Below are 23,459 nucleotides of genomic sequence, written 5' to 3'. Positions count from 1 at the left end.
CTTTATTAATTGATGATAATGGATTAGTTCATGCTAAACATGTTATTTAAATGCTAAATTAATTTTCGTATACCTTTTATTTCATTGAACAAATAAGGCTGATAATAAAGTTTTTACCTAATTTTTTGATTGGTAGATAATATTTTTTAGTTAATAAAAGCTTTTTACGCCTAATTAATATTGTTAGTTATAATTAAGGTTGATTTTTAATAACAATCTTTATATAAGAAGTTAAAGAGAAATATTCGTTGGAGGTTTAATATGATATCTACTGTAACCGCAATCACAACCACAGTAACAACCACCCAAGTCATGGCTTTCAGTATTATAGCAGTAATTGCACTAATTGCATTTTTAGCTCTCAAAGAAATACTCAGTTCAGAAGCTGAAAATAATAAACGCATAGGATCATTTATAAAGAGTTCGAACGTGGCTATAGTTCCATTACTTTTCGTATTTGTGGCTGTAGTGACCTACAAAGTGGTGACAATCCTCTAGGAGTGTTTAGATGCAAAGAAACACAGGAATCATAATAGCTATCGTTATAATAGCTGTAGTGATAGTAGGGGTTTTTGCTATGATGAATATGGGTCCAGCCCAAACAAACCAGATTACAGCTAGTGGAACTAAAGCAGCATTCAAAAATAATGGTACATCATGGATTCATTTTGTCGCTGTCTTTGAAAATGTTACCATGAAAAATGGTACAGTTGGCAATATTTATGCTGACGTATGGCTTAAAGACAACGGTGGAATGGTTAATATGGATTTAAGTAATCTGGCAGGTTATGGGAATGAAGCACTGCCAGCAGGAACAACTATTAGTATTAAAGCATGGAAAAATGTTCTAAGACCAGAAGCAGGTGGAATAGACGATCTAAGGCTCCAGATGCAAGGTTGGTCCAATGGTCAATCACCACCCACTGATGAGGAACCATTTTTAGCCGAATTCACAGATTTAACTGTAATACAGTTACCAACAGAAATAACTGATAATAAAATTACTACAACCTTAGATCCGGCTGAAGGTGCTGCATGGTTAGCTGCACTATCCAATGCAGAAGGAACCATGGTCCAAGAAGAAGAACTATTAACTGTTAACGCAGATGGAACAGTTACTATAACTGCTGTTCAACCACCAGTTCTTTGTAATTTAATAGCAGGAATACCCTAAAAATAACCTCTTTTTTTATTTTTTTATAAAAAGATATCGAAGATAGACAGTATACTATTTACATTGCCAAATCAAATTAGATAATATAGAACTATATTTAATCCATTGACGACATCCATAAGAATGATAAAGTATTATAATGATAAGGTGACACTATGAAAGCAGTAATTCCTGCAGCAGGATTAGGTACCCGATTTTTACCTGCTACCAAGGCTCAACCAAAGGAAATGTTACCAGTTTTTGATAAACCTACCATACAATATGTGGTAGAAGAAGCTGTAGCATCTGGAATTGACGATATATTGATTATAACTGGTAAAGGAAAAAGATCCATTGAGGATCACTTTGACCGGGCGTTTGAACTAGAATATTTTCTAAAAAAAAATGGTAAGAATGATTATCTAGATGAGGTAGAATCAATATCTGAATTAGCTGACATTTATTATGTTCGCCAAAAAAAACAGAAAGGACTTGGTGATGCCATCTACTGTGCAAGAAAACACATAGATGGTGAATCATTTGCAGTTCTTTTAGGGGACACTATCACACGTTCAAAAGTTCCATGTATTCAGCAGTTAATTAATATTCATAATAAATATAATTCATCGGCAATTGCGGTGGAGGAAGTTCCAGACGAAAAAATAGAAAGGTATGGAATAATTAAGGGAAGTTTGATGGAAGATACTACCTATAAAATCGAGGATATGGTGGAAAAACCTAAATTAGAAGAAGCTCCTTCAAATTTAGGGATAATGGGCCGATATGTTCTTGAACCAGAAATATTTGATCACATAAAAAATGTCCCGCCGGGTTTTGGTGGTGAAATACAGCTAACTGATGCAATGCGCTTGTTAGATAGTATATATGGTTGTGTATTCCAGGGAAAGAATTATGATATTGGTAACAAGGTGGATTGGCTTAAAACTTCCATAGAATTTGCTATGGAAGAACCAGAAGTTAGAGATGATTTAAGAAAGTACATGACTGAAATACTAAAATAAATTTATTTAATTCTTTTTTTTAGATAATTAAATCTTATTTTTTTACATTTACAAATCTTTTATATCTTTTTTATAAGAGTCTTATGGGGCTAAAAGAATAAAAAAAGGAATATAACTGATAATCGGAATTTTAATTTATTTTCATAAGAAGAAGGGGAATATGAGGAATAGAAAGGTGTTAGACAGTCCGTGGGATAATGTAATACCAAAAAGACTTTCTGTTTTATAGAATGCATATCCATAGAACATTGACACACAGAAAACAAATATCAAGTCGATAAATGATTCCCATCCAACGTGAAGACTGGTGAAAAGCAGAGATACATATAAAATACCAGAAAACCCTTTAAGTATGTTTTGGGCATTTTTTTGGATTATACCTCTAAATAGCAACTCTTCTGCTAGCCCTGTAGAAATAATAATAATTGTCGTTGCAATTAATAAGTATTCAAGGTTTAAAACTGGGATTAACGGTTTAGGTTTGAGAATTAAATATTCTATGAAACCTAAAATAGCTCCAGTAGCAGCAATCCCCAATTGCACCTTTAAATTACCAAAAATCAAACCTACCCTTTCTTTGCTAATTTTCTGGGATTTCATGATTACATATGAAGCAGCAAATAAAGGAATTGAAATAACAGGGAACCAGTACAATGGTTGAACTCCCATGATAGGGATAGTGAGTCCAATTATACGGATCATAGGCAGGGCCATCATTGATCTTAGTAAATTAGTCACATTATAAGAATTACTTAAAGAAGAATGAATTAAAAGTACAAAAAGGATAATGGTGTGCAAAACCAGACCCATTTCAGTATTGGTATAGGTAGTAATTATTTCTGCCATGGTAATAGCTACAAAATACCCAAATAAAATAAGTATTAACTTTTTTGAAGGTTTAATAGCATCTATTTGTTTTTTAAGTCGTTTAATACTATTATTTACTTCAGATTCTTTTTGAATATTGCCTATTTTTTTGTAAATATTAAGTGACCGTCTATTTTCAAGAATAGCATCATCATAGGCTTTTTCTGATTCATAAGTTTTTGCAATTAAAGAGGATATTGTAGCTTGTCTTTCATAATCGCTTGCTTTCTTGAATTTTTTCAGTGATTTGGAGTAGAAATTTCGGGAATCTTCAAATTTTTTCTTTTTATCAAGTATGTTTCCTAGGCCAGCCAGAGCGTACCCTTCACCAATTAAATCTTTATTTTTACGATAAAGTTTTTGACATTGTTGGTATTTATCAAAAGCCGCATCATAATCCCCTAAATTCCCATAAGCATTGGCTATTTCAAGTAAGGTGTCCGCAATTTTATCAGTGCTTTTAATATCTTCAAATATCTTTAAAGCTTGGGAATAGTATTTCAAGGCTTTTTCAGGGTTTCCTTGACTATAATATAGCGAACCTTTTTCAAATGCTACTTCTGCTTCTTTTTTCTTCATAATTCGCCCCAAAAATTGTTTTGGTTTTATAGTATTACTTTTTGATAAAATTAGTTAATTAATAGCTCTTTTTTTATATTTTCTACTTGATATTATAAATATAACTTCTTATGCCAGTTCCAGGCAGATTCTATGATTTTTTCCAATTTTTTATATTTAGGGTTCCAATTCAAAATATCTTCTGCTTTTTTAGAACTTCCAATTAAAACGGGGGGATCACCGGGTCTTCTATCACTTTCAACAATTGAAATTGGAACACCAGTTACTTGCTTGGATTTTTCTATTACTTCACGAACAGAAAAACCATTACCATTACCTAAATTAAAAACATCGCTTTTAACATTAGTTTCCATGTATTGCAACGCTTTTATATGGGCATCTGCAAGGTCCATTACATGGATATAATCCCGGATACAAGTACCATCGGGGGTGGGGTAGTCTGTTCCAAATATTTTAACATGGTCACTGCGGCCCATTACAGCATCCAAAACCCGTGGTATGAGATGAGTTTCGGGGTCATGCCATTCCCCAATTTCCCCATCGGGATCTGCTCCGGCAGCATTAAAGTATCTAAGAGAAACATAGTTCAATCCATATGATTTACTGTAATCCTCTAGTATTTTCTCCACCATTAATTTTGCTTTACCATAGGGGTTTATAGGATTTTGGGGATGATCTTCAGTTATAGGAATCTTTGTTGGTTCACCATAGATGGCACAGGTTGAAGAGAAAATAAATTGTTTAACATCATTTTCTAACATTACCTGGAGTAGATTTAGAGTGTTTTTTAAGTTATTATTGTAATATTTTTGAGGATCACTTACTGATTCTCCAACATAGGTATAAGCAGCAAAATGCATGACTGCATCAATATCATAACTTTTAAATAGAGACCGTAATTCATCTAAATTACTTAGATCAACTTTATGAAACTTTCCCCATTTTACAAATTCTTTATGGCCATAAATGAGGTTATCTAAAACAATTGTATCATACCCCGATTCACTGGCCAATTTATTTAAATGAGACCCTATGTACCCTGCTCCGCCGGTTATTAATATCATCATAAATTCCCCTAAACACTATCTACTATTTTTTTACTATTATATAAAAAAAATGTCTAATTTATTTGACCTATAATTTTTCAGATAAATATTAAAAATACTTATCTACCATAAAAAGATATTTTAATTATAAAAAAGGCTAATGGGAAACTTAGCTAATCTTTAAGTCCTAATTCAGTCACAATCTTTTCATTAGTTTCATTATCCGGGATGAGATAAACAATTCCATTGATAGTAGTATAGTTTCCAGAAATAACTGCTATTCTGGCCTTATCAAGTTTGAAACCTTGAACAAATTTTTCCAGCACCACAGTATCATATGGCAGAATGTTGGTACGCATATTTTCCCTTAACTGGTTTAAAATGGTAGGTGCTTTTACAAGATTTGATGGTTTTAAGGCTTCATCAATTATGCCCTGAATCACTTTCTGATGTCTTTTTACTCTTCCAATATCTCCAGCTGAATCAAATCTAAATCTAGCGTAGGCTAATGCTTGTTCTCCATTTAATCTACTTAATCCTGATTTTCCGTTTAATTCAGGTACAGATGCCGCAGTACTTGGTTCAACATCTACATAAATTCCATCTAAAGTATCCACTATATTCTCAAATTCTTCAAAATTTATCAATATATAGTAATCTATCTTTATATCTAAAAAGTTCTCTATAGTTTCAATGGTAGTGTTAAATCCTCCATGGGGATAGGCGGAGTTTATTTTATCTACACCCCTTCCAGGAATTTCTACCCTGGCATCACGAGGTATAGAAAGCATGGCCACGTCTTTAGTTTTTTTATCAATTGAAAGAATGGTAATAGAATCAGTGTTACCCGGATGATTAATATCACGGGCATCTACACCTAATAATAGTATATTAATCTTTTCACGGGGTTGATCTTTGGGAGCTAATATCATAAGCAACCCTAAACCTAAAATTAGTATTAAGATTGAAACTCCAAGAATTTTCTGCCATTTTTCCATTAGATGTACTCCTATTAATCTAAATTTTATAGAACCTATCTTCCTTTTTAATTTGCAGAGATTTATAGTTTTTGGTATTCAATCAATTTATAGCAATGTAAATCCCTGGAAAAATAGTGGAGTGGATTGTGAGTATAATATAAAATTTTTTAAGTCTGTTTTAAGGTTTCATCCACTTTTTTTAGTTAAAATAAAATATTTTATTTATAAAGAATAAATATATCAAACAATAATCATTTAGGTATAAAAAATGATAATTGTTAAAGAAGTTGAATCAAAATCCATATTATCAAAAACAGCCATACCTAAAGCAGACTATGTTATAAACCCATACATAGGCTGTAGTCATGCATGTATTTATTGCTATGCTCGTTTTATGAAACGTTTCACCGGTCATAAGGAAGCATGGGGATCATTTTTGGATATTAAAATAAATTCACCGCAACTGATACCCAAAAGAACCAATAAATATAGGAACAAATATGTGCTTCTTTCTTCTGTAACTGATCCCTACCTTCAATTTGAAGGAAAATATAAAATTACACGGAAAATATTAGAGAAATTACTTCCATTAGAAATAGATTTAGGCATACTAACCAAATCTAATCTGGTTTCAAGGGATTTAGATATAATAAAAAAATTCAAAAAAAGTGAAGTAGGTATCTCCTTTTCTACACTTGATGAAGATCTAAGAAGAAAGCTTGAACCATCAGCACCTTCCATTAGTGCCAGACTTAAAACCTTAAAACATATTCACAATCAGGGTATTAGAAATTATTTATTCATCAGTCCCATATTTCCTTTTTTAACAGACTGGAAAGATATCATAACTACAACCCGCGATTTTGTAGATTATTATATGTTTGAAAATCTGAATATCATCGGATCAGTATGGCCTTTTGTAAAAAAATTTTTAGATGAAAATTTTCCAGACATGATTGATGAATATCGCCAAATATATTTTGAAGACAGTGTTTACTGGGATATTGTTAAAGATGAAATTATAAATTATTGCAAAAATGAGAACTTGAACTATAAAATTTATTTTCATTGATAATATCGATCAGTACATATATACCATCCATAATATTTTCGATGAGTTTGAAGATTTTTGATTATGTCAAACTTTACTTCTTCTGAATAATAAAAAAGTTGAAAAAATAATTTTTTTTGCAAGGATAAAAAATAAAAATTGGAATTTCTGGTGTTAACCTAAAACTTCAATTGTGATCTCCTTATCTTGAAGAATGTTTTTGTATGCTTCTGCTTCGATAATAGTTTTTAGTTTTGAGAAAGCTATTTCTATTCCATGTTTATTGAGGATTTCAGCAGTTTCTTTAACATCTTCATATTCTGCTTTTAGCGATATTACCTTGTTTTCATCATTTTTTAAATATTTTATTCTGATTTTAGATTTGATGTTAGCTTGATCAGCTCTTACTGTAACTTTTTTAGTTTCTATTTCATAGGGAAGCATTAAGTGTTGTGAATGGAATATTTTCATCCCTAATGTTCCAAATTCAAGGGCAATTAAAGAACATATATCATCCAGTCTATCTCTATCTAGATCTACCAGTACGATATATTCCATCCTCCCTTTTTTGGTAACTGCATTTATCACATGTACGTTGTTGGCTCCCCTCTCTAATGTTTTTTCAATGATGTAGGGCAAACCCTCGGCAGGTAGATCATCTACAGTTGTCATCAAAAGCATTTAGGCCACCGATAGATTAAAGTTCAGCCATTATTTTCACTGCTCTTTTGGCAACTTCTTCAGCTCTGGGAATACCTCCAGGTATTGCAGAGGATATATATGCTCCGGCAACAGCTTTTCTTGCAATATCTTTTGGATCTTCACCACCCATGGCCGCAGCCACTGCAGCAGGTACTATAATGTTTATAATGGTATGGCCGCAAAGCTGTAACTCAACAACTGGAACTGCAGCTAATGGTATAGCTTCAAGTATATCCTGTTTTTTGTTTAAAACTGCGTCAGGTATTACCTTATGGGATAACCCTTCAAATACTATTTTTTCTCCGTCTACAGTTACTTCCACAGTTGCATCGGTGTCAAATCCACAATATTTTTTAAGGAAGTCATTAGGTCTTCTACGGGCACATCCCTTGAAGCTGGTTACCTTAATTTTTATGTCTTTTCCAAGCATCTGACTGAATATCATTCCACACGCTGTTTCCACGGTTTCCAGTTTTTCGTTATCTAACTGACGAACAATTTCGTCAAGTTCCATACCGCTTTTTAGTTTTTCGTAGGCGAAATTGGCCCTTTCATAGACGCCCCGAGCCAAGGCACCGTCAGTGGCCAGTATCATGGCTTTGGTTACAGGGCCTCTTTGAACTTGTTCAGATTTACGGGAAATGGTATTGGTTGAAATCTTAGCTAGTTCAGGTTCAATCCAAAAATTCTCTTTGATATCTTTGATGCGGTTGGCGGCTTTTTCTATGTCACCGGCACTGGCAATTAGTACTTTCATAGCTAGTACAGCATCTGCAGTCATATGTCCCAGTGGTGGTTGTAAGGGTCCTCCTGAAAAGCCAGCCCCAATAGCAAGTGATTCTTCAAATGCAGATAGCATCTCTTCAAAGGCAATCATTCCCACCACTGATGGGCCGCCTATGTCCTTGAGTATAACTCCCATATCACCTACTAATTCCGCAGTATCATATTCTTCACCAGTACCTCTTATATGAAGTTTTTCTGGGAGTCCTGCTGCTTCAACTGCCCCTAAACCCGCTATATAGGCACTGTTGGCTTTGAAAAATTCACCATATTCTTCTCCAACTTCTGAGTCTGGGTGGACAATTTCCAGTATGGCTGCTGCTCCAAATATTGCTGACATTATGGGGCTCGGGGGCATACCTACATTGGCATATGCTTTTAACATTCCTTTTGTCCCTGATGCTGCACCTTTTTTGGCCAGTTCTGGAAATGCCACATCTTCTCCCAGTGCTCCGTGACCATATAAAGGACCTCCACCTACACCCATAGGCAAGATGCTTCCATCAACACTTGATACTTTGTTATCAAAAATGTCATCATATAAAGCTTTAACAGCAGCATATCCTGATATTCTGTTGTTAACTTTAGCTGTGGGTATGGCCAGTACACCGCAACGATCTACTCCGGCAATCATCCGGGCCATGGCCCCCAATTTCCTGTTACCTGCTGGCACACCGGCCTGAGCATTTGAACCTGCAAAATAACATAATGCTGCACTGATTAAAGCGGCATTGGCAGGATCTGCTCCTGCAAGCTTTGCTGATTCTATGGCTTTTTTCAACACGTCGTCTATTGGTAAATACTGCACATTTTCATCAGTCAGCTTTATTTCTCTCCCTTTTAACACTTCTTCTGCTATAGTGTTTGCTGCACATATGGCCGCAATATTCAACATCCCATGTCCCTTAGTTAAGGCTTCTATACGATCATTGGTCATCATATCAATATCGGAAGTAGAAGCCATTATAGCTGCCAGTATTTCTTTTTCCATTTATATCACCATCTATACTATGTTAATCAAATTTTAAATAGTTTTTTGAATTATTGAGGGATGATGATAATTAAAATACAAAAAATCATACAAATGATAATGACACACTGTCATGAACTTCGTTAAACGATACTATAACGAATATATGGATCGGTAAACTTAAAAGTAATAATAATTAAGTGATCTGTATGAAGTTTTCGGATGATGATCAAAATCGTATTGATTTTTGGGTGCTAAATAAAGATCTTGAAAATTCCACTCTTAAAACCTATCTAATATGTCTAAAATACTACTGTAATTTAATAAATTTATCTCCTGATGAACTTATTAAACAGGCTGATACTGAAGAAGAAAAAGGAGTAAAATTAAGAGATCGGAAAATAAATTACTATTTTTTAAAGTTTAAGAAACAGTTGCAGATGGATAATAAAGCTGAAAGCACTATTAATATGTATATTCATGCTGTAAAGTCATTTTATGATGCTCTTGATATTCATTTACCTAAAATTAAGACTTCTCGAGGAGATATTGGTCTTGAAAAGAATTATGGAAAATTAATTTCAAAGGAAGAAATATCTGAATTTGTAAATGCAGCTGCACCAAGGGAAAAGGCACTTATCTATTTAATGGCTTTGTCAGGAATGGCTCAGGCTGAAGCTCGAAATCTAACTTTGAGAAAATTTATGGATGCAGCTGGTGAAGCCATCAATAAAGATATTAGAACAATAAATGAACTTTTTGATTTAAAAGATGAATTAAAAAATGCTATTATTACACTTCATATTACTAGAAAAAAAGTTAATTATAGGTATATCACGTTTATTCCTCCAGAAGCCACCAAGTATATCATTATGTATCTTAAAGAAAGAGTTTATGGACGCAATAAAAAGATTCGAATAAAAAACTATGATTCGGCCTTATTTGTTAAAAATAATGGAGAACCGATTGATCGTGATGTAATTGTGACCAATTTTAGAAGAATTGGATTACAAGCGGGTTTCAAAAAGGGAGATGGAGCCTATAGTTTTTGGAGAGCTCACGGTATGCGAAAATACTTCATTTCCACAATCATGAACAAACTCGGAGATAAAGTTTTAGCAGATTTCTTAGCGGGCCATAAAATATCAGATGTTGATAGGGCTTACTGGTATATGGACTCCGAAGATTTGAAAAAAAGGTATATGAAAGCATTACCTTATCTTTCTATTGACAAAGCTAAAGTTTTAGAGATTAAAAGCGATGATTATAAACGTATAGAAGAATTAGAAAGAACTCAGGAAATTTTGAGAAAGCAATTGATGAAAACTGAAAAAACTTTAAAAGCTATAGAGAATAACCATGAGATAATAGAAGTTTTACGTCGAACATCCTAATAATATTATTGAACAAAAATTATTATAGGATGGATGTATATGGATGGAATGAATTCTTTTTTAACATGGGAAGAAGATTATAAATCACTTGAATCTGAATTTCTAGATTTTATTAAGTATGTACCACTATCTAATGAACATGAAAAAGTTTGGTCTTTAAAGTTAGCTAACCTTTTATTGTTGATTGGAAGCAGCATTGATTCATTTTTTAAATGCGCATTAGCCTCTTTTAAAAGTAGGGTAGAAAATCACTATAATTATAAATATAATTATAGGGGGATAAGTTATACAATAGAAGATTTTAAGGCAGTATCTAATTTCTATGAATATATTTTAAAAGATGTTGATCCCAACATGGGGTTATATAGAAATGTCTTTGAAGATTTCTATCAGTTAAGTAACAAATCAGTTCATGTTTCTAGAACTGAAGAAAAAATAACACCTTTTAACGAATGGAGAAAAGATAAAAGTCCTCAATGGTGGATTAATTATAGACAATTAAAACATGGCAAATTTCAAAATAAAAAATTAGCAACATTAGAAATAGTTTTAGATTCTTTAGCAGCTTTATTTTTATTAAACATTTATACTTTGGATAATCGTCAATATTTAGTGGATAATAATGTAATTAGAAGTAATATCAGCTTAAATGATTCCAAATTTATTTATTCTAACGATATTAAAACATCTGAACCAATAATAGCTAAAAGTGAATTATTTGGTTTTATTTGGAGTACAGATAGTTTTTGGGAACAATATCCTTGGCATATTTTGACACCCGGAAATGTTTATAATCTTTAGTAAATTTATTTTTAAATTTGTGTGTGTTTTTTTAATCTATATATATGATAAAATCATACATTAAAGTATGAATTTAATACAAATAACGGAGCAAATAGAGAAGGGTAACAACCTGATCTTTTATAATAAGAATGTCTTCGATTGTTTTAATTCATTGAGAAATGATTATTTATGTATATACTTCAATGAACCTATACCTATCAAACCCAGATTGATTGAAGCTATTATTCATATTTCTAGTGATTATAAGTTATCTCTTAATCGTTTAACTATCGCTGAGCTAATGGAGATCCTTATTAATGAATTGAAGTATGAACAATTGATAATATTTTTTAATCATTTTGAAAGATTAACCAAGAAAACGGTTCAATCATATCAATATCTTAACTCCCTGGATAATATTCAGTTTGTTTGTAGTTTTGATAAAAAATTTAAATCAGAGGCTTATAGTTTCTTTAAAACTTTTGAATTAGTTAATAGGGACGAATATATGTATTCAAGTGGTGCAGATGAGATTAATATTACTTATCCTGTTTTTGCTCTTTTAAGCATTATATTTTTCTTTATTTATATTAAAATGGCGTCATTGGAAATTGGTTTTCTTTTAGTTGGGGCTTCATGGTTTGCATTGATCATATTCCGGTCTTTAATGTATGTAGGGGGCCGTGTATGAAATTTTATACTCATATTGCTGGTGCATTGTTATTTTATTTGATTTTGGCTCATTTCCTTAATCCTGGCCATCTTTTGTTGAATTTATTTATGGTATCTGTGATTTCGATAACCCCCGACATCCTGGATAAAGTGTCAGGAACTCACAGGGGAATGGGCCACTCCATTTTATGGATTATTCCCATAATATTTGTTGGATTATACAACATTGTTTTAGGAGCTGCATTAATAGTTGGATTTCTATCACATATAATACTGGATTCATTCACTGTTAATGGGTGTCCACTGTTATATCCATTTAAAAAAACTAAATTTACTTGTTTAGGTAAAAAAAGAAGAATAAAAACAGGAACTAACCAGGATAAGAGTGTATTCTTTTTCTTTATAATTTTTCTTATACCTATAATAATTTTCAGCATGAATCTAGGATATCTTTTCAATGATTTTGATTCTCAATATACAATTTTTGCAACTAATTCTGACATTGAAAACGTTACTGAAAGTGTTTCTGGCAATAAAAATAATTTCTATTTGAATTTTCAATTAGATGAAAATGTAAATAAGAAAATAAGCATTCATAGAGTGGACGAAAATCTCACAACAATCACAATTAAAGATCTAGAACCTGGAGGTTGAATAAAGTGTGTGAATACTATAGAGTATACTGCGATGCATATAGGAGAGATGTAAGAAAACAAGATTGTGAAAACTGCAAAATGAAAGATAAATACAAAGTTTCAGATTATAAAGATTGCCCATTTTATGGGAAATTCTTGGTACAATATACAGGAGAGATTGGATGATTAATCTGATAATTGGTATTGTAGTTTTGATGAGTTTTTGCTATATATTATATGATTGTGTTAAAAATGAACGGAGTAATCGGATTTGGATAATTAATAGTTTAAATCTATTTTTAGCTATTTTTAATATTTCGGCCTTTTTTAAGTTAATTAATTCTTAAAATTATTATGTTAATTAAAAAAATGATTCTGCTAAATTTTTTACATAATATTAAAAGTAAAAGAATCTTATTCTTAATCAGTTAATAGATATATTAAAGAATTCATCTGAAGTTGAATAGATGCTGTATTCAAAATTTAATTGATGGTTTATATCAAATTTTCTCCTCAAAAGAAATAGGTTTTGTATAAAAAATGTTCCTCAAATTTGGATTCTCGATATACATATCCATTTTTATTCAAATTACGTTCAATTATAATTTCTCGTTTAAGCAGCCCATACTGAGCTTTTAAAATTTTTAAAGCATTTTCAGATGCCAAAACTAACCATCCTTCACCAACTTCCTCAAATGACGGTTCAAATTGATCTAATAACCCGTCTTTCCAACATTTACTTTCCACCATTATATTATTATCTTCATCAACCCATCTAAATAATCCAGTATTTTCAAGCTTCCATCCGAGTTGAATTCCAATAATAGGATTCAAAGCAATCCAATTATATCCGTTATTTTGTATTATTAATGGAATTACTCCATCTTGCAAAAGAGTATCACCATATTCCTGCACATTACTTAAAACATTGTAGAAAAATAAATTATCTGTCTTTTCATTTTTCCCAGAATTCAACATCACTTTAGATTTTCTCAATTCTGTAGGCAAATCTAAGTCAATAAATTTAAGCTCTGTTTTTTCAGCCAAAATGAATTTACCATTAAAAATACGAAAAACAGAATTATTACAATTATTAATATTTTCTATCCAGTTTTCGGCCGGTGTTGTTAAATGTTTTGATCTGTACTCTTCATAAGCAGGCTTAATGTGCACAGGCCTTCTCGTTCGTTCTATTAATATAAGTGCAGGATCATAAAATCTAAAAGTCTGATCTATATAAACAAGATCATCAGAAGCCAATTTTTCACCATCGATTAACTCACAAATAAGATGAAATATAGCCCTACGAACCAAAATTAATCTAGGAGGATAAAAAGTAAATCTTAATCCAGCTGATTTTAATATTATTCTTAATTTACCTTCTGCATCTTTAGACCATGAATCAAAATCTGCTAACTGATACATGATCTCCACAATTCGATGGCTGAGATTTATTTCAGGATAGTTAGATAACTTTGATATTAATTGTAAATCATAAGGATATATAATTTCTTCCGGAAAATCGAAGTCGGGTAACGGTTGACCATTAGGAATATCAATATTAATAAAATCAAAAACATTGAGATCGGGAAAAGTTTTATCATAAATTTTAGGTAAATCAATTCGTGTAGGATTATTTACTTTACATCCAATACGCTTACACAATATCCCAGAAATTCTGCGAATATAATAGTTTGAAGATGTGTTTGAAAAAATTAATTTTTCACGAAAAAATCCGATTTTAAATGGATCTTTAAGGCTAACAGCATCCATAACAATTAAAATTTGCTCAGAAAAACTTTCATCTTTGAAAAATTCATTTATCGATCTTTGAATCATCAAATCTCCATTTATTAAGAGATCTGCACATATCTGAATAGCACTTTCTGATATAAATCTTATAGGATGATTCAAACAACCCAACACAAGATCCATCAATGCATTTGAAGGAGTGGTTATTTCGTCTTCCAGATTCACAAACTCAAATGATTCTAAATCATGTGAAGGATAACTTTCGAACAAAATTTGTATATGGTGATCTATTTCTTGCCAAATATCTTTAATTGGAATTTCATCAGTGAGTAAACCTAAAATATCCCCTAAATTTAGAGTAACAGTTTTTGCATCGATTTTTGAATTTTTAATATCATTCACTAATGTTCTGTACATTAAAGGCCTACATTGATTTTTATTAACTTTTATCAAAGCATTAAACGCTTTTATTCTAGATCTACCACCCCAATTACCCCACCCATTAGGTTTAGATAGATTTAATGATATTTTTCCCAATTTAATAGCATGATCAAAATCATTAAAATCTGATAGTCTCTGACTAAGTATTGAAATCAATTCACTAGATTTCCTATCATTTATCTTGTCACTATTTAAAATAATTTCACTTAAATTTAATATCTCTCTATAATTTAGTTTATTTGCCAAATTAATAATTATTGGTTCCCAATCAAAGTGTGAATTATCAGTTTCTTCTTCTAAAAAATCTACATAATCATCCACTGATAAAACATACCTTTTTACTTCATTTGTATCAAGAACTCTAGAGTCTTTTAATTTAAGTAGATTGTATGTAATCATATCATGTTCATCAAAATGTATGTCCTTGATTGTAATTCCCGCCTTTTCTACATCAAACCCTAAATTTTCCATTGTTTGTTTGATAGAATAAAACCAATTATATCGAGCTTTTTTTTGAGCCAAAATTCTAATTTTAGAAACTAAATATCTAGAAGATTCAATTGTCTTTTGAGACCCATATTTGACATTTATAGCTTTTAATAATAGATCTACAATTTTGAAATTTGCATAGGGGGCTAATGGAAATAAAAGATTTGATAAAGAGAAGATTACTAGACGCAAATTACCATCATCACTTTTTAATGTTTCTCTTATGAATACACTATAAACGTCCTCTTGTGTTATTAACATCTGATCTATAAGCCATGAAGCTAATTGTAGAGCTTTCTGAGGATTCCACTTAAATGTAGCAGTAAGAAGAGTATTAGAAGCACTGTTGTATGTATCAACTTCTGCATAATTGCTTATCTTGACAATGTAATTTGCGAATAATATTATTAATTCTTCAGCCTTTTCAGGATATAATTCTATGTAAACATCAAGCCAATCAATCCATGCACTGAATTGGAAGTCTTTTTCATAGTATATCCCAAAAGACATTTTCAACATTTTTTCTAATGAATTAAAAGAATGATCTGTTTCTTCAATCATTAACCATGCTTTTGATTGTTTTAAACACTCTTCAACTCTTCCTTGTATGTTATATCCTTCCCATATACCATTTTCAACTTTTTCTAACTCTTTAACAGCCCACTCATGATCAATACCATGATTGGATAGACTTTCTATTATTTGACGACGAACACTACTAGGCCAAAAGGTTTTGACTTTTTCATTACCCCACTCACTTTCAAAAACTAAAGCTAAAGCTTTTAAAGTATTTAAACCGAAATTAGACAACGTATCAATAACTAATATAAAAAAATCACCCATTCTCTCTTTGATATAATATAAATTATAATCGATAGCTTGTCTATCCCCCACATAAAACAAATTAAAAAATTTTGGAATTTCTTGATAAATTATTTCATCTTCCATTTTTTTTCCATTCCAAGCATCAGCCCCCATCTTTGATAATATACATATATTTCTTTCAAATTCAGTGATACCATTCAATTCAATGTCAGCAGCGTCTGGAATGATATCTTCAGGAGCTTTTGTACTTCCTAAGCAATAAAATAGTCGATTTAGTCTAACGAAACATAAATGGTTGCATATTAGGGTTTGATTGATGCATATTAGTTTGTAATTCTGGTTGAGATAAATCCCTTAAATAACTTTCAACTGTGTTAGCATCATTATAAACAAAATAGAAAGCTTCAGCTAGAGTAAGGCACATATCTTCATCGATAATCGTGATTTGATTAAATCTGCTTAAAAAACCGTTTAAAAATTGTTTTGCAATATTAATATTTTCATTTTTATTAGCTTCATTCCAAGAGTTAGCATATAAATAAAAAAGATATTTTAAATCTTTTTGATCTGTATTGAAATCATTTAATATACTAAAAACCTTATCCCATATTTCATTTTTTATTAAAAACAATCCCATATTATAAATAATTAAATTTTGAAAAGTTCTTGATGGATCAAGATCTTCTTTTATGCTTGAACGATCTGGAAGTTTCTTCAACTGCCGAATTATTTTCAAAATATTTTCTAATTCTTTAAAATATATGGCAGAAGTTGCCCAAAACTTGACTAGTTCGCTTTCATCATTATTAAAATGGTTTTCAATTGGTTTAGGAGAATATATTACATTTAAAGGCTCGGATAATTCAAATATTTTCTTAGCTTCATCATGAAACCCATTTAATACTAATTCTGGGATTAATTTTAAAGCATCAACAGGTTCAATTTTTAGATGATTACCGTCACGGATATATTCTAAAGCAAATTTTTCATTGAGATGTAATAAAATAGAAATCATGGATTTTTTATCCAAGTTTACTTCTCTTTCCCCAATTTCTGATCGAATAAATAATAAACGGGTAAGAGCGACAGGATCTTGACAAATTACAGCGGATTCTAAAGCAAAATTAATATCAACTTGGATAGTATCTAAAGGCCTAAAATTTAAAAATTGCTCTCTGAAATAGGTTTGTGAAGCATATACTAAAACTTTACGATGTTTACTAGCCTTAGCAAGGTGAAATATTTCTTCCCAAAACCAATAGGAGTTTTTTTCAGATTTACGGCATAAATCTGCCATTTGAAGATGAAAATCTCTGTCTATACTTTGATCAAACTCTCCAGGTATTAACTCTCCTGTTTTTTCCTGAAGAAATAGTCTAAAGCTATTATGGAAAAAATACCATCGTTTATTTTCTATTCTGAAATAATGTTTAAATTCTAATACAAATTTCCTTAGAATTCCCAATTCTGCCCATGTTTTCACCCAGTCAATATCAATATAATTTCTAAAACGGCATAATAATCCTGTTAAACCTATTAAATCATCTTCGTGTTTAATTAAAGCCCAATAACTATTATATTGGGCTTCAATATTCCCCCCATATTCTATTGTTCTTTCGAGGATTCTTTCAATTTCTTTATTATCCTTTATACCTTTGAGATGATTCAGAATATATGATAATGCTAATGGATGTCCATCAGATAAACCATAAATTGTTTCTTTCTGTTTACCTATGATTAGAGGCAAATTAGATTTGTTAATAATGTCAAAAACGGCATTTTTATTAAGTGGCCTCATTAAAACTGTACGATTTTCTTTATTTATAGAATATTGGATATTTTCAGGAAGTATTGTTTCTGTTTGACTTCCCAATATAAAATAAACCCCTTGAGGGATATTTTCTGGAGAAGGTAAATATTTTAGCATTGAATCTCGGGGATTTTGTTCACGTTCAATATGATCTAATCCATCTATTAGAAAAATCGTTTTATGGCCATTGTTTTTCCAATCATCATGTAAAAGATCAAGTTGTTTGTAAAAATATTTTAAAAGTTGATTTAAATCTAAATTTAAATTTTCTCCAGAAGTGAACCCCATACGTCTTAAAGATAATGTGATATCATGCAGAAAATTTTCTGATTCTCCTCTAATAACGGAGTCATATGAATCTGGGACATAAGCATAATAAAAAATTACTCTTTCTTCTCTAGAACGCAAAAAATGAGATAAAAATGTCGATTTACCAGATCCTGGCGTTCCAAAAACACCAATATATCCTCCTACATGCGCATCCAATGCAGCATTTAAATCGTCCATATTAGATTTAATTGGATGATATAAATCTTCATCCACAGGAAACTCATGACGACTTCTCAACTCAGTTCTTGTTGACCAATTAAGTTTTTCAATTAGTTCTCTACTAGTAATTTTAATAATTTGGGAAGGATCTGCAACCGCCTTAATTAAATTATGAGCTATATCTTTCAAATCATTTATAAAAATTTCTTTTTCTCGCTCTTCTTCAGGAATAATAATCTTATATTCAAAATCTAATTCACAATCGAGTGCAAACATTTGGAAATCATCTAAATTTAACCCGCTTTCCACTTGCAATTTATTCCAAGCGGGTTTCCATTCTTTGGGGATATTCTTGCCAGACTTAAATGGTTTCCAAGCTTGATTTATAAATGCTGCAAAATGGCATGAGGCAGGTTTTGGTTCGCCACAAGGGATTTTTGCTTTAGTAGAGGTAGAAATGTAATCATTAGTTATTAAATGCACAGCAATTTTCATTTCAGGGTATTTTTTGTTAAAATTCTTCCATCCTTCAGCAAGTTGAACAATTAAGCTCGGAGCATTTTTTCTTTTTTTAATTAAATCGTTAAAACTGAATGATCGGGTGTAATGACTCCATTTCATCTGAAAAGCATCTAAACGTGCCCCTTTGCAAATTTGAAAATCATCCACATGTTTTGCATCAGGATCAGCAACTTTAATCCAATCCAAAGAATCATTTAGAAAAGATTTTAGGATAATATAAGCCGATACTTCGTATTGATTAAAATAACCACCTATTGCACGTCTTTCACCCTCGGCCGGGGCAATAGATTCGTTATTTGTAGTTTTTTCTGGATCCATTTGAACACATCTTATAATTAAATAGTAGATTTAGCCCATTCCTCACATACGATTTTAGCTTGTTCTAAGACAATTTCCACTGTTTTATCACGATTATCGGCAGGATATTGATGTTTTTTTAGTAATCTTTTAACAGCCACCCTCATTTTGGCTTGAACATTTTCTCTTAATGTCCAATCAATGGTTATATTATTTTTAATTGTCCTGACTAACTCCATGGAAATTTTTTTCAATTCTTCATTACCTAAAACTTCTTCTGCCTCTTTACTAACCAGTAATGCATCGTAAAATGCAATTTCATATTCAGTTAGACCCAGATCTTCTCCCCTTTGATCTGCTTCGCGAATCTTTTTAGCAATATCAATTAAATTATTGATCACTTCATTACTATCAACAGGACGCTGTTTATACCTTTCTAAAGCATTTTCCAACATTTCTGCAAAGGATTTAGCTTCAACAACATTCCTTCGCGACCGGGTTTTAATTTGTTCCTTTAAAAGTTTCTCTAGTAGTTCCGCTGCCAGATTCCTTTGAGGCATTCCCTTTACCTCTTCCAAGAACTCATCAGATAAAATAGAAATATCCGGATTTTTAAATCCTGAAACATCTTTAGATCCAACTATTTCCACAACACCCTCTGATGTCAGGGCATCAGAAATTATCTGCTTTATGGCAAGCTCTATTTCATCCTTACTGAGTTTTTTATCATCGGATTGTTCTGTTTTTACTAATTGAGCTCGAATTGCCTTAAAAAAACCAATTTCATCCCTTATTTCTATGGCTTTTTCGTGGGGGACTGAAAGTGCAAATGCTTTGGAAAGTTCATTAACATTCTTCAAGAACCTGTTTTTACCATCTTTAAGTCCCAAGATATGGTCTATTCCCCTTAAAAGGATTTTTAATTGTTTTTTAGTGTCTTTAGTGAAGTATCCTGTGTATTCAAAGCCGTGGAACATGGATTTAACAATCTCATATTTTTCTAGCATTAATCCCACGGCTTTATCCTGATCAAATGCTGGTTTTCCTTTGCCACCACCCACAGTATAATCTTGAATAGCTTTTTTGAGTTCTGCTGCGATTCCCAGATAATCTACTATTAATCCGCCTTCTTTGTCTTTGTAAACTCTGTTTACCCGGGCAATAGCTTGCATCAGGCCGTGACCTCTCATGGGTTTGTCAAGATACATGGTGTGCAAGTTGGGCACATCAAAACCTGTAAGCCACATATCCCTTACAATTACCAGTTTTATTTCAGATTCAGGGTCTTTGAAGGTTTCACCCAATTCTCTTCTACGCGGTTTGTTCCGGATGTGTTTCTGCCAGTCTTCAGGGTCTGAGGCAGATCCGGTCATAACCACCTTTAAAAATCCCTTATCATCCTCATTGTTTTCCCATTCTGGTTTGATTTTGATAATTTCATTGTAAAGGTCAGTGCAGATTCTCCGGCTCATACAAACAACCATTCCCTTACCATTTTGAGCTTCTATTCTCTGGGTGAAATGGTCAACCAGATCTGCAGCTAATTCTTTTATTCTATTCTCACTACCCACAATGGCTTCAGTTCGAGCCCATTTACTTTTCAATTTTTCCTTGATTTCAGTTTCTTCTCCCTCTGTAACATCCTCAAATTTAGGATCGATTAAAGCCTTCTTCTCCTCATCAATGTCCAGTTTTATTAGCCGGTTTTCATAGTAAATCCTGACTGTGGCCCCATCTTCCACTGCCTGTTCAATATCGTATATATCAATGTAATTACCAAACACTTGAACCGTGTTTTTATCATTCATCTCAATAGGCGTTCCTGTAAATCCAATGTAGGAAGCATTGGGGAGGGCATCTCTCATGTGCCGGGCAAAGCCGTCAATGAATTCATACTGGCTACGATGGGCCTCGTCTGCTATTACTACAATGTTGTCCCTATCAGATAGAAGGGGGTAAGATAAACCTTTTTCTGGGAAGAATTTCTGGATGGTGGTGAAGACTATTCCCCCAGAGGCTACTTTAAGTAGTTCCTGCAGTTTTTCTCTGCTGTCAGCCTGTTGTGGGTCCTGTCTTAAAAGATCCCTTGACTTGGTGAAAGTTCCAAATAACTGATCGTCCAAGTCGTTTCGATCGGTTAAAACCACTATAGTGGGGTTATCCATTTCTAATACTAATTTACCTGCATAAAATGCCATGATCAGACTTTTACCCGACCCTTGAGTATGCCAAACCACCCCACACCTTTTGTTTCCTTCAGGTTGGGATGCTTCCAGAGTGGCATAGACAGCCCGGTTTACAGCATGGTACTGATGATATGCTGCTATTTTTTTCTTAATTTCCTTTTCCCTTTCAAAGGTGATGAAGTGGTTAATAATATCTAGGAGAACTTCCGGGTTGAGCATTCCACGGAGCATGACCTCTAATTGGAAGGTGTCACCAGGGATAGTGGAACCATCAATGGTCTTCCAAGGCATGAAACGTTCCCATGAACTGGTTAAAGTCCCAACCCTAGCTTCCATACCATCAGAGGTTATGAGAATTTCATTGAGTTGGAATAGAGAAGGAATTTGATTTTTGTAAGTTTGCAGTTGTTGATAACCTTTTTTCAGGGTGGCACTCGCATCAGCAGGATTTTTGAGTTCAATAACCACTAAAGGTAGGCCGTTTATGAATAATACAATGTCTGGGCGACGATTGTTATTGTTTTCAATTACGGTGAACTGGTTAACTGCTAAAAAATCGTTGTTAGATAAGTTCTGGAAATCCACCAAGTAAACCTTATCTCCTTTTATTCTATCATTTTCACGATATTCAACGCCAATACCTTCGGTTAATAGTTGATGAAAGCGAAAGTTGTTAGATAGAAGATCGCTAGATTCTGATCTTAAAACTTTTTTTAATGCTTCTTCGCGAGCAGTAGGTGGGATATTAGGATTTAGGCGGTTTATAACATTTCGGAGTCGTTGGACCAATATCACATCAGAATAAAGTTCTCTTTCTGGTGATTTCCCGTCGGGGGACATGTCTAAACCATGGAGATAATTGTAGCCGAGTTCCTGAAGGATAGAGATGGTTGCATATTCTACATGATTCTCTGTTAAATTACTCATTTTTTATTCTCCTCTTTGTAATAGGATCATATCTTTCAGCCCGATATTCTTTCCATATTTTATCCATATCAGCCGTTTTTAGTTCTTCTTTTATTTTATGAATAGCATACTGTGAATAGCGATGATATGAAGTTTTTCCAATTTTTATTAAGTTATAACATTCGTAATCATCCCTTAGTTTCATATGTTTTATTATTGCAGTTGTTCTTGGCGAAGTCAAGCCGACTTTTTTTGCTAATTGTTTATGTGATAAATTGTAGAAATCTAATTCATTTACTCTTCTCACGGCAACAACTGCTGCCCCTGGCGTTCCTTCAGGTACTAATTGCACAGGTGGTGCATCTTCTTTTTTCGTTATTCTTAGTGATAGATTATGGCCAATTCCATCTAAAGTTAAATTGATTGAGGCAACACCTGGAAAAATTTCATTCCAGTCTTTATCTTGTTTAACATCATCTGCTAATTTATTCAGTTCTCTTTCACTCGGTTGGAATGTTTCTCCTCTTAATGTTCTGTCAAAAATAGATAACGCCCTCAATTTGACTGTCGCTTCTTTTTTTCGCCTAGTGCCAGGAATAAGAAGTTTTTTAACCTCTTTAAGTTCATTTTCGAATAAAGTATTAATATTTAGAGGTGGTGTTGTAGAAACGGGTAATACTCTGACTGGAAGTTCATCAGATAAGTTTTTTTGAAATGTACCTTTTAAAATATCTTTATATAACGTTAATCCTGATTGTGAGTGCATATATAATTGTTGTTCAGATATTTCAACTATATAATGCTGCGCAGCGTCCCTTAATCCATTAATTGTTTGAGGAGTGAGAGCTTGTTCATTTGTTATTATTTTGTGCGATATAGCTTTTCTTACACACGAATCAAAACCAATAGTTTCGTTCTGACCCTTTTTGTTTATTTTACCTCCTTCATGCACGATAGTTGCTTTTAAAAGAAGTTCAAATGAGTGATCAAGTAAAATTAAAACGGCTTCTACTCTTCCCCTATCCCAAGGCCTATTAAAATGTTCTATACTTAATATAAGAGAATTTATAGATTTTTCTAGTAATAATCTTACCTCTTTTTTCAT

Annotated in this window: 17 protein-coding genes; 8 read left to right on the top strand and 9 right to left on the bottom strand. The window is 32.4% G+C overall.

Translation table 11 applies throughout. The features are described from left to right. The first annotated feature begins 261 nt into the window (after window positions 1–261). From CIT01_00785 to galU, 3 genes are all read left to right on the top strand, one after another. Window positions 262–498, top strand: coding sequence for a hypothetical protein (locus tag CIT01_00785; GenBank protein ID AXV36837.1), 237 nt, complete (start codon window positions 262–264; stop codon window positions 496–498). 10 nt (window positions 499–508) lie between these two features. Beyond that, entirely contained in the window at window positions 509–1,174 is a 666-nt protein-coding gene (locus CIT01_00780) for a hypothetical protein (GenBank protein AXV36836.1), read from the top strand. A gap of 155 nt (window positions 1,175–1,329) precedes the next feature. Beyond that, window positions 1,330–2,175, top strand: coding sequence for a UTP--glucose-1-phosphate uridylyltransferase (gene galU / locus CIT01_00775; GenBank protein ID AXV36835.1), 846 nt, complete (start codon window positions 1,330–1,332; stop codon window positions 2,173–2,175). 141 nt (window positions 2,176–2,316) lie between these two features. On the opposite strand, the gene CIT01_00770 is transcribed toward galU, so the two are convergent. The 3 genes from CIT01_00770 to CIT01_00760 all read right to left on the bottom strand — a co-directional run bounded on the left by CIT01_00770 (window position 2,317) and on the right by CIT01_00760 (window position 5,665). Further along, window positions 2,317–3,621 carry a CPBP family intramembrane metalloprotease domain-containing protein gene (locus tag CIT01_00770; GenBank protein AXV36834.1) on the bottom strand — a complete coding sequence of 435 codons (1,305 nt, stop codon included), beginning with the start codon at window positions 3,619–3,621 and terminating at the stop codon, window positions 2,317–2,319. 92 nt (window positions 3,622–3,713) lie between these two features. Further along, window positions 3,714–4,685, bottom strand: coding sequence for a UDP-glucose 4-epimerase GalE (gene galE, locus CIT01_00765; protein ID AXV36833.1), 972 nt, complete (start codon window positions 4,683–4,685; stop codon window positions 3,714–3,716). A 155-nt stretch (window positions 4,686–4,840) separates the two neighbouring features. Further along, complete coding sequence (locus tag CIT01_00760; GenBank protein AXV36832.1) at window positions 4,841–5,665, bottom strand: hypothetical protein; 825 nt, start codon at window positions 5,663–5,665, stop codon at window positions 4,841–4,843. Window positions 5,666–5,915: 250 nt separating this feature from the next. Here CIT01_00760 and CIT01_00755 point away from each other — a divergent pair, with 250 nt between their 5' ends. Next, window positions 5,916–6,719: a hypothetical protein gene (locus CIT01_00755; protein ID AXV36831.1), complete on the top strand. Its 804-nt coding sequence runs from the start codon at window positions 5,916–5,918 to the stop codon at window positions 6,717–6,719. 153 nt (window positions 6,720–6,872) lie between these two features. Here the strand turns inward: CIT01_00755 and CIT01_00750 are convergent, their stop codons facing one another. Together CIT01_00750 and CIT01_00745 are read right to left on the bottom strand one after the other, a co-directional pair. Further along, window positions 6,873–7,379 carry a hypothetical protein gene (locus tag CIT01_00750; protein AXV36830.1) on the bottom strand — a complete coding sequence of 169 codons (507 nt, stop codon included), beginning with the start codon at window positions 7,377–7,379 and terminating at the stop codon, window positions 6,873–6,875. A gap of 16 nt (window positions 7,380–7,395) precedes the next feature. Then, complete coding sequence (locus CIT01_00745; GenBank protein ID AXV36829.1) at window positions 7,396–9,174, bottom strand: hypothetical protein; 1,779 nt, start codon at window positions 9,172–9,174, stop codon at window positions 7,396–7,398. 188 nt (window positions 9,175–9,362) lie between these two features. On the opposite strand from CIT01_00745, the gene CIT01_00740 reads away from it, so the two are divergent. From CIT01_00740 to CIT01_00725, 4 genes are all read left to right on the top strand, one after another. Next, on the top strand, window positions 9,363–10,547 hold the full coding sequence (locus CIT01_00740) for an integrase (protein ID AXV36828.1): 1,185 nt from the start codon (window positions 9,363–9,365) through the stop codon (window positions 10,545–10,547). A gap of 39 nt (window positions 10,548–10,586) precedes the next feature. Further along, window positions 10,587–11,348: a hypothetical protein gene (locus tag CIT01_00735; protein AXV36827.1), complete on the top strand. Its 762-nt coding sequence runs from the start codon at window positions 10,587–10,589 to the stop codon at window positions 11,346–11,348. Between the two features lie 67 nt (window positions 11,349–11,415). Beyond that, window positions 11,416–12,021, top strand: coding sequence for a hypothetical protein (locus tag CIT01_00730; GenBank protein AXV36826.1), 606 nt, complete (start codon window positions 11,416–11,418; stop codon window positions 12,019–12,021). Continuing rightward, window positions 11,967–12,656, top strand: coding sequence for a hypothetical protein (locus tag CIT01_00725; protein AXV36825.1), 690 nt, complete (start codon window positions 11,967–11,969; stop codon window positions 12,654–12,656). Before CIT01_00730 ends, CIT01_00725 begins: the two co-directional genes overlap by 55 nt. Window positions 12,657–13,150: 494 nt before the next feature. Here CIT01_00725 and CIT01_00720 read toward each other — a convergent pair whose 3' ends face one another. The 4 genes from CIT01_00720 to CIT01_00705 all read right to left on the bottom strand — a co-directional run bounded on the left by CIT01_00720 (window position 13,151) and on the right by CIT01_00705 (window position 23,459). Beyond that, entirely contained in the window at window positions 13,151–16,345 is a 3,195-nt protein-coding gene (locus CIT01_00720; GenBank protein ID AXV36824.1) for a hypothetical protein, read from the bottom strand. Window positions 16,346–16,421: 76 nt separating this feature from the next. Next, window positions 16,422–19,283 (bottom strand): hypothetical protein, encoded by a 2,862-nt coding sequence (locus CIT01_00715; protein ID AXV36823.1) that lies wholly within the window; start codon window positions 19,281–19,283, stop codon window positions 16,422–16,424. Between the two features lie 17 nt (window positions 19,284–19,300). Next, window positions 19,301–22,375, bottom strand: coding sequence for a DEAD/DEAH box helicase (locus CIT01_00710; protein AXV36822.1), 3,075 nt, complete (start codon window positions 22,373–22,375; stop codon window positions 19,301–19,303). Beyond that, window positions 22,368–23,459, bottom strand: a complete 1,092-nt coding sequence (locus tag CIT01_00705) for a hypothetical protein (protein AXV36821.1) — start codon at window positions 23,457–23,459, stop codon at window positions 22,368–22,370. The genes CIT01_00710 and CIT01_00705 overlap by 8 nt, the downstream gene beginning before the upstream one ends.

This window comes from Methanobacterium sp. BRmetb2 (assembly GCA_003491285.1).
Classification (GTDB): Archaea; Methanobacteriota; Methanobacteria; order Methanobacteriales; family Methanobacteriaceae; genus UBA117.
This window is presented reverse-complemented; position numbering and strand designations above follow the sequence as displayed.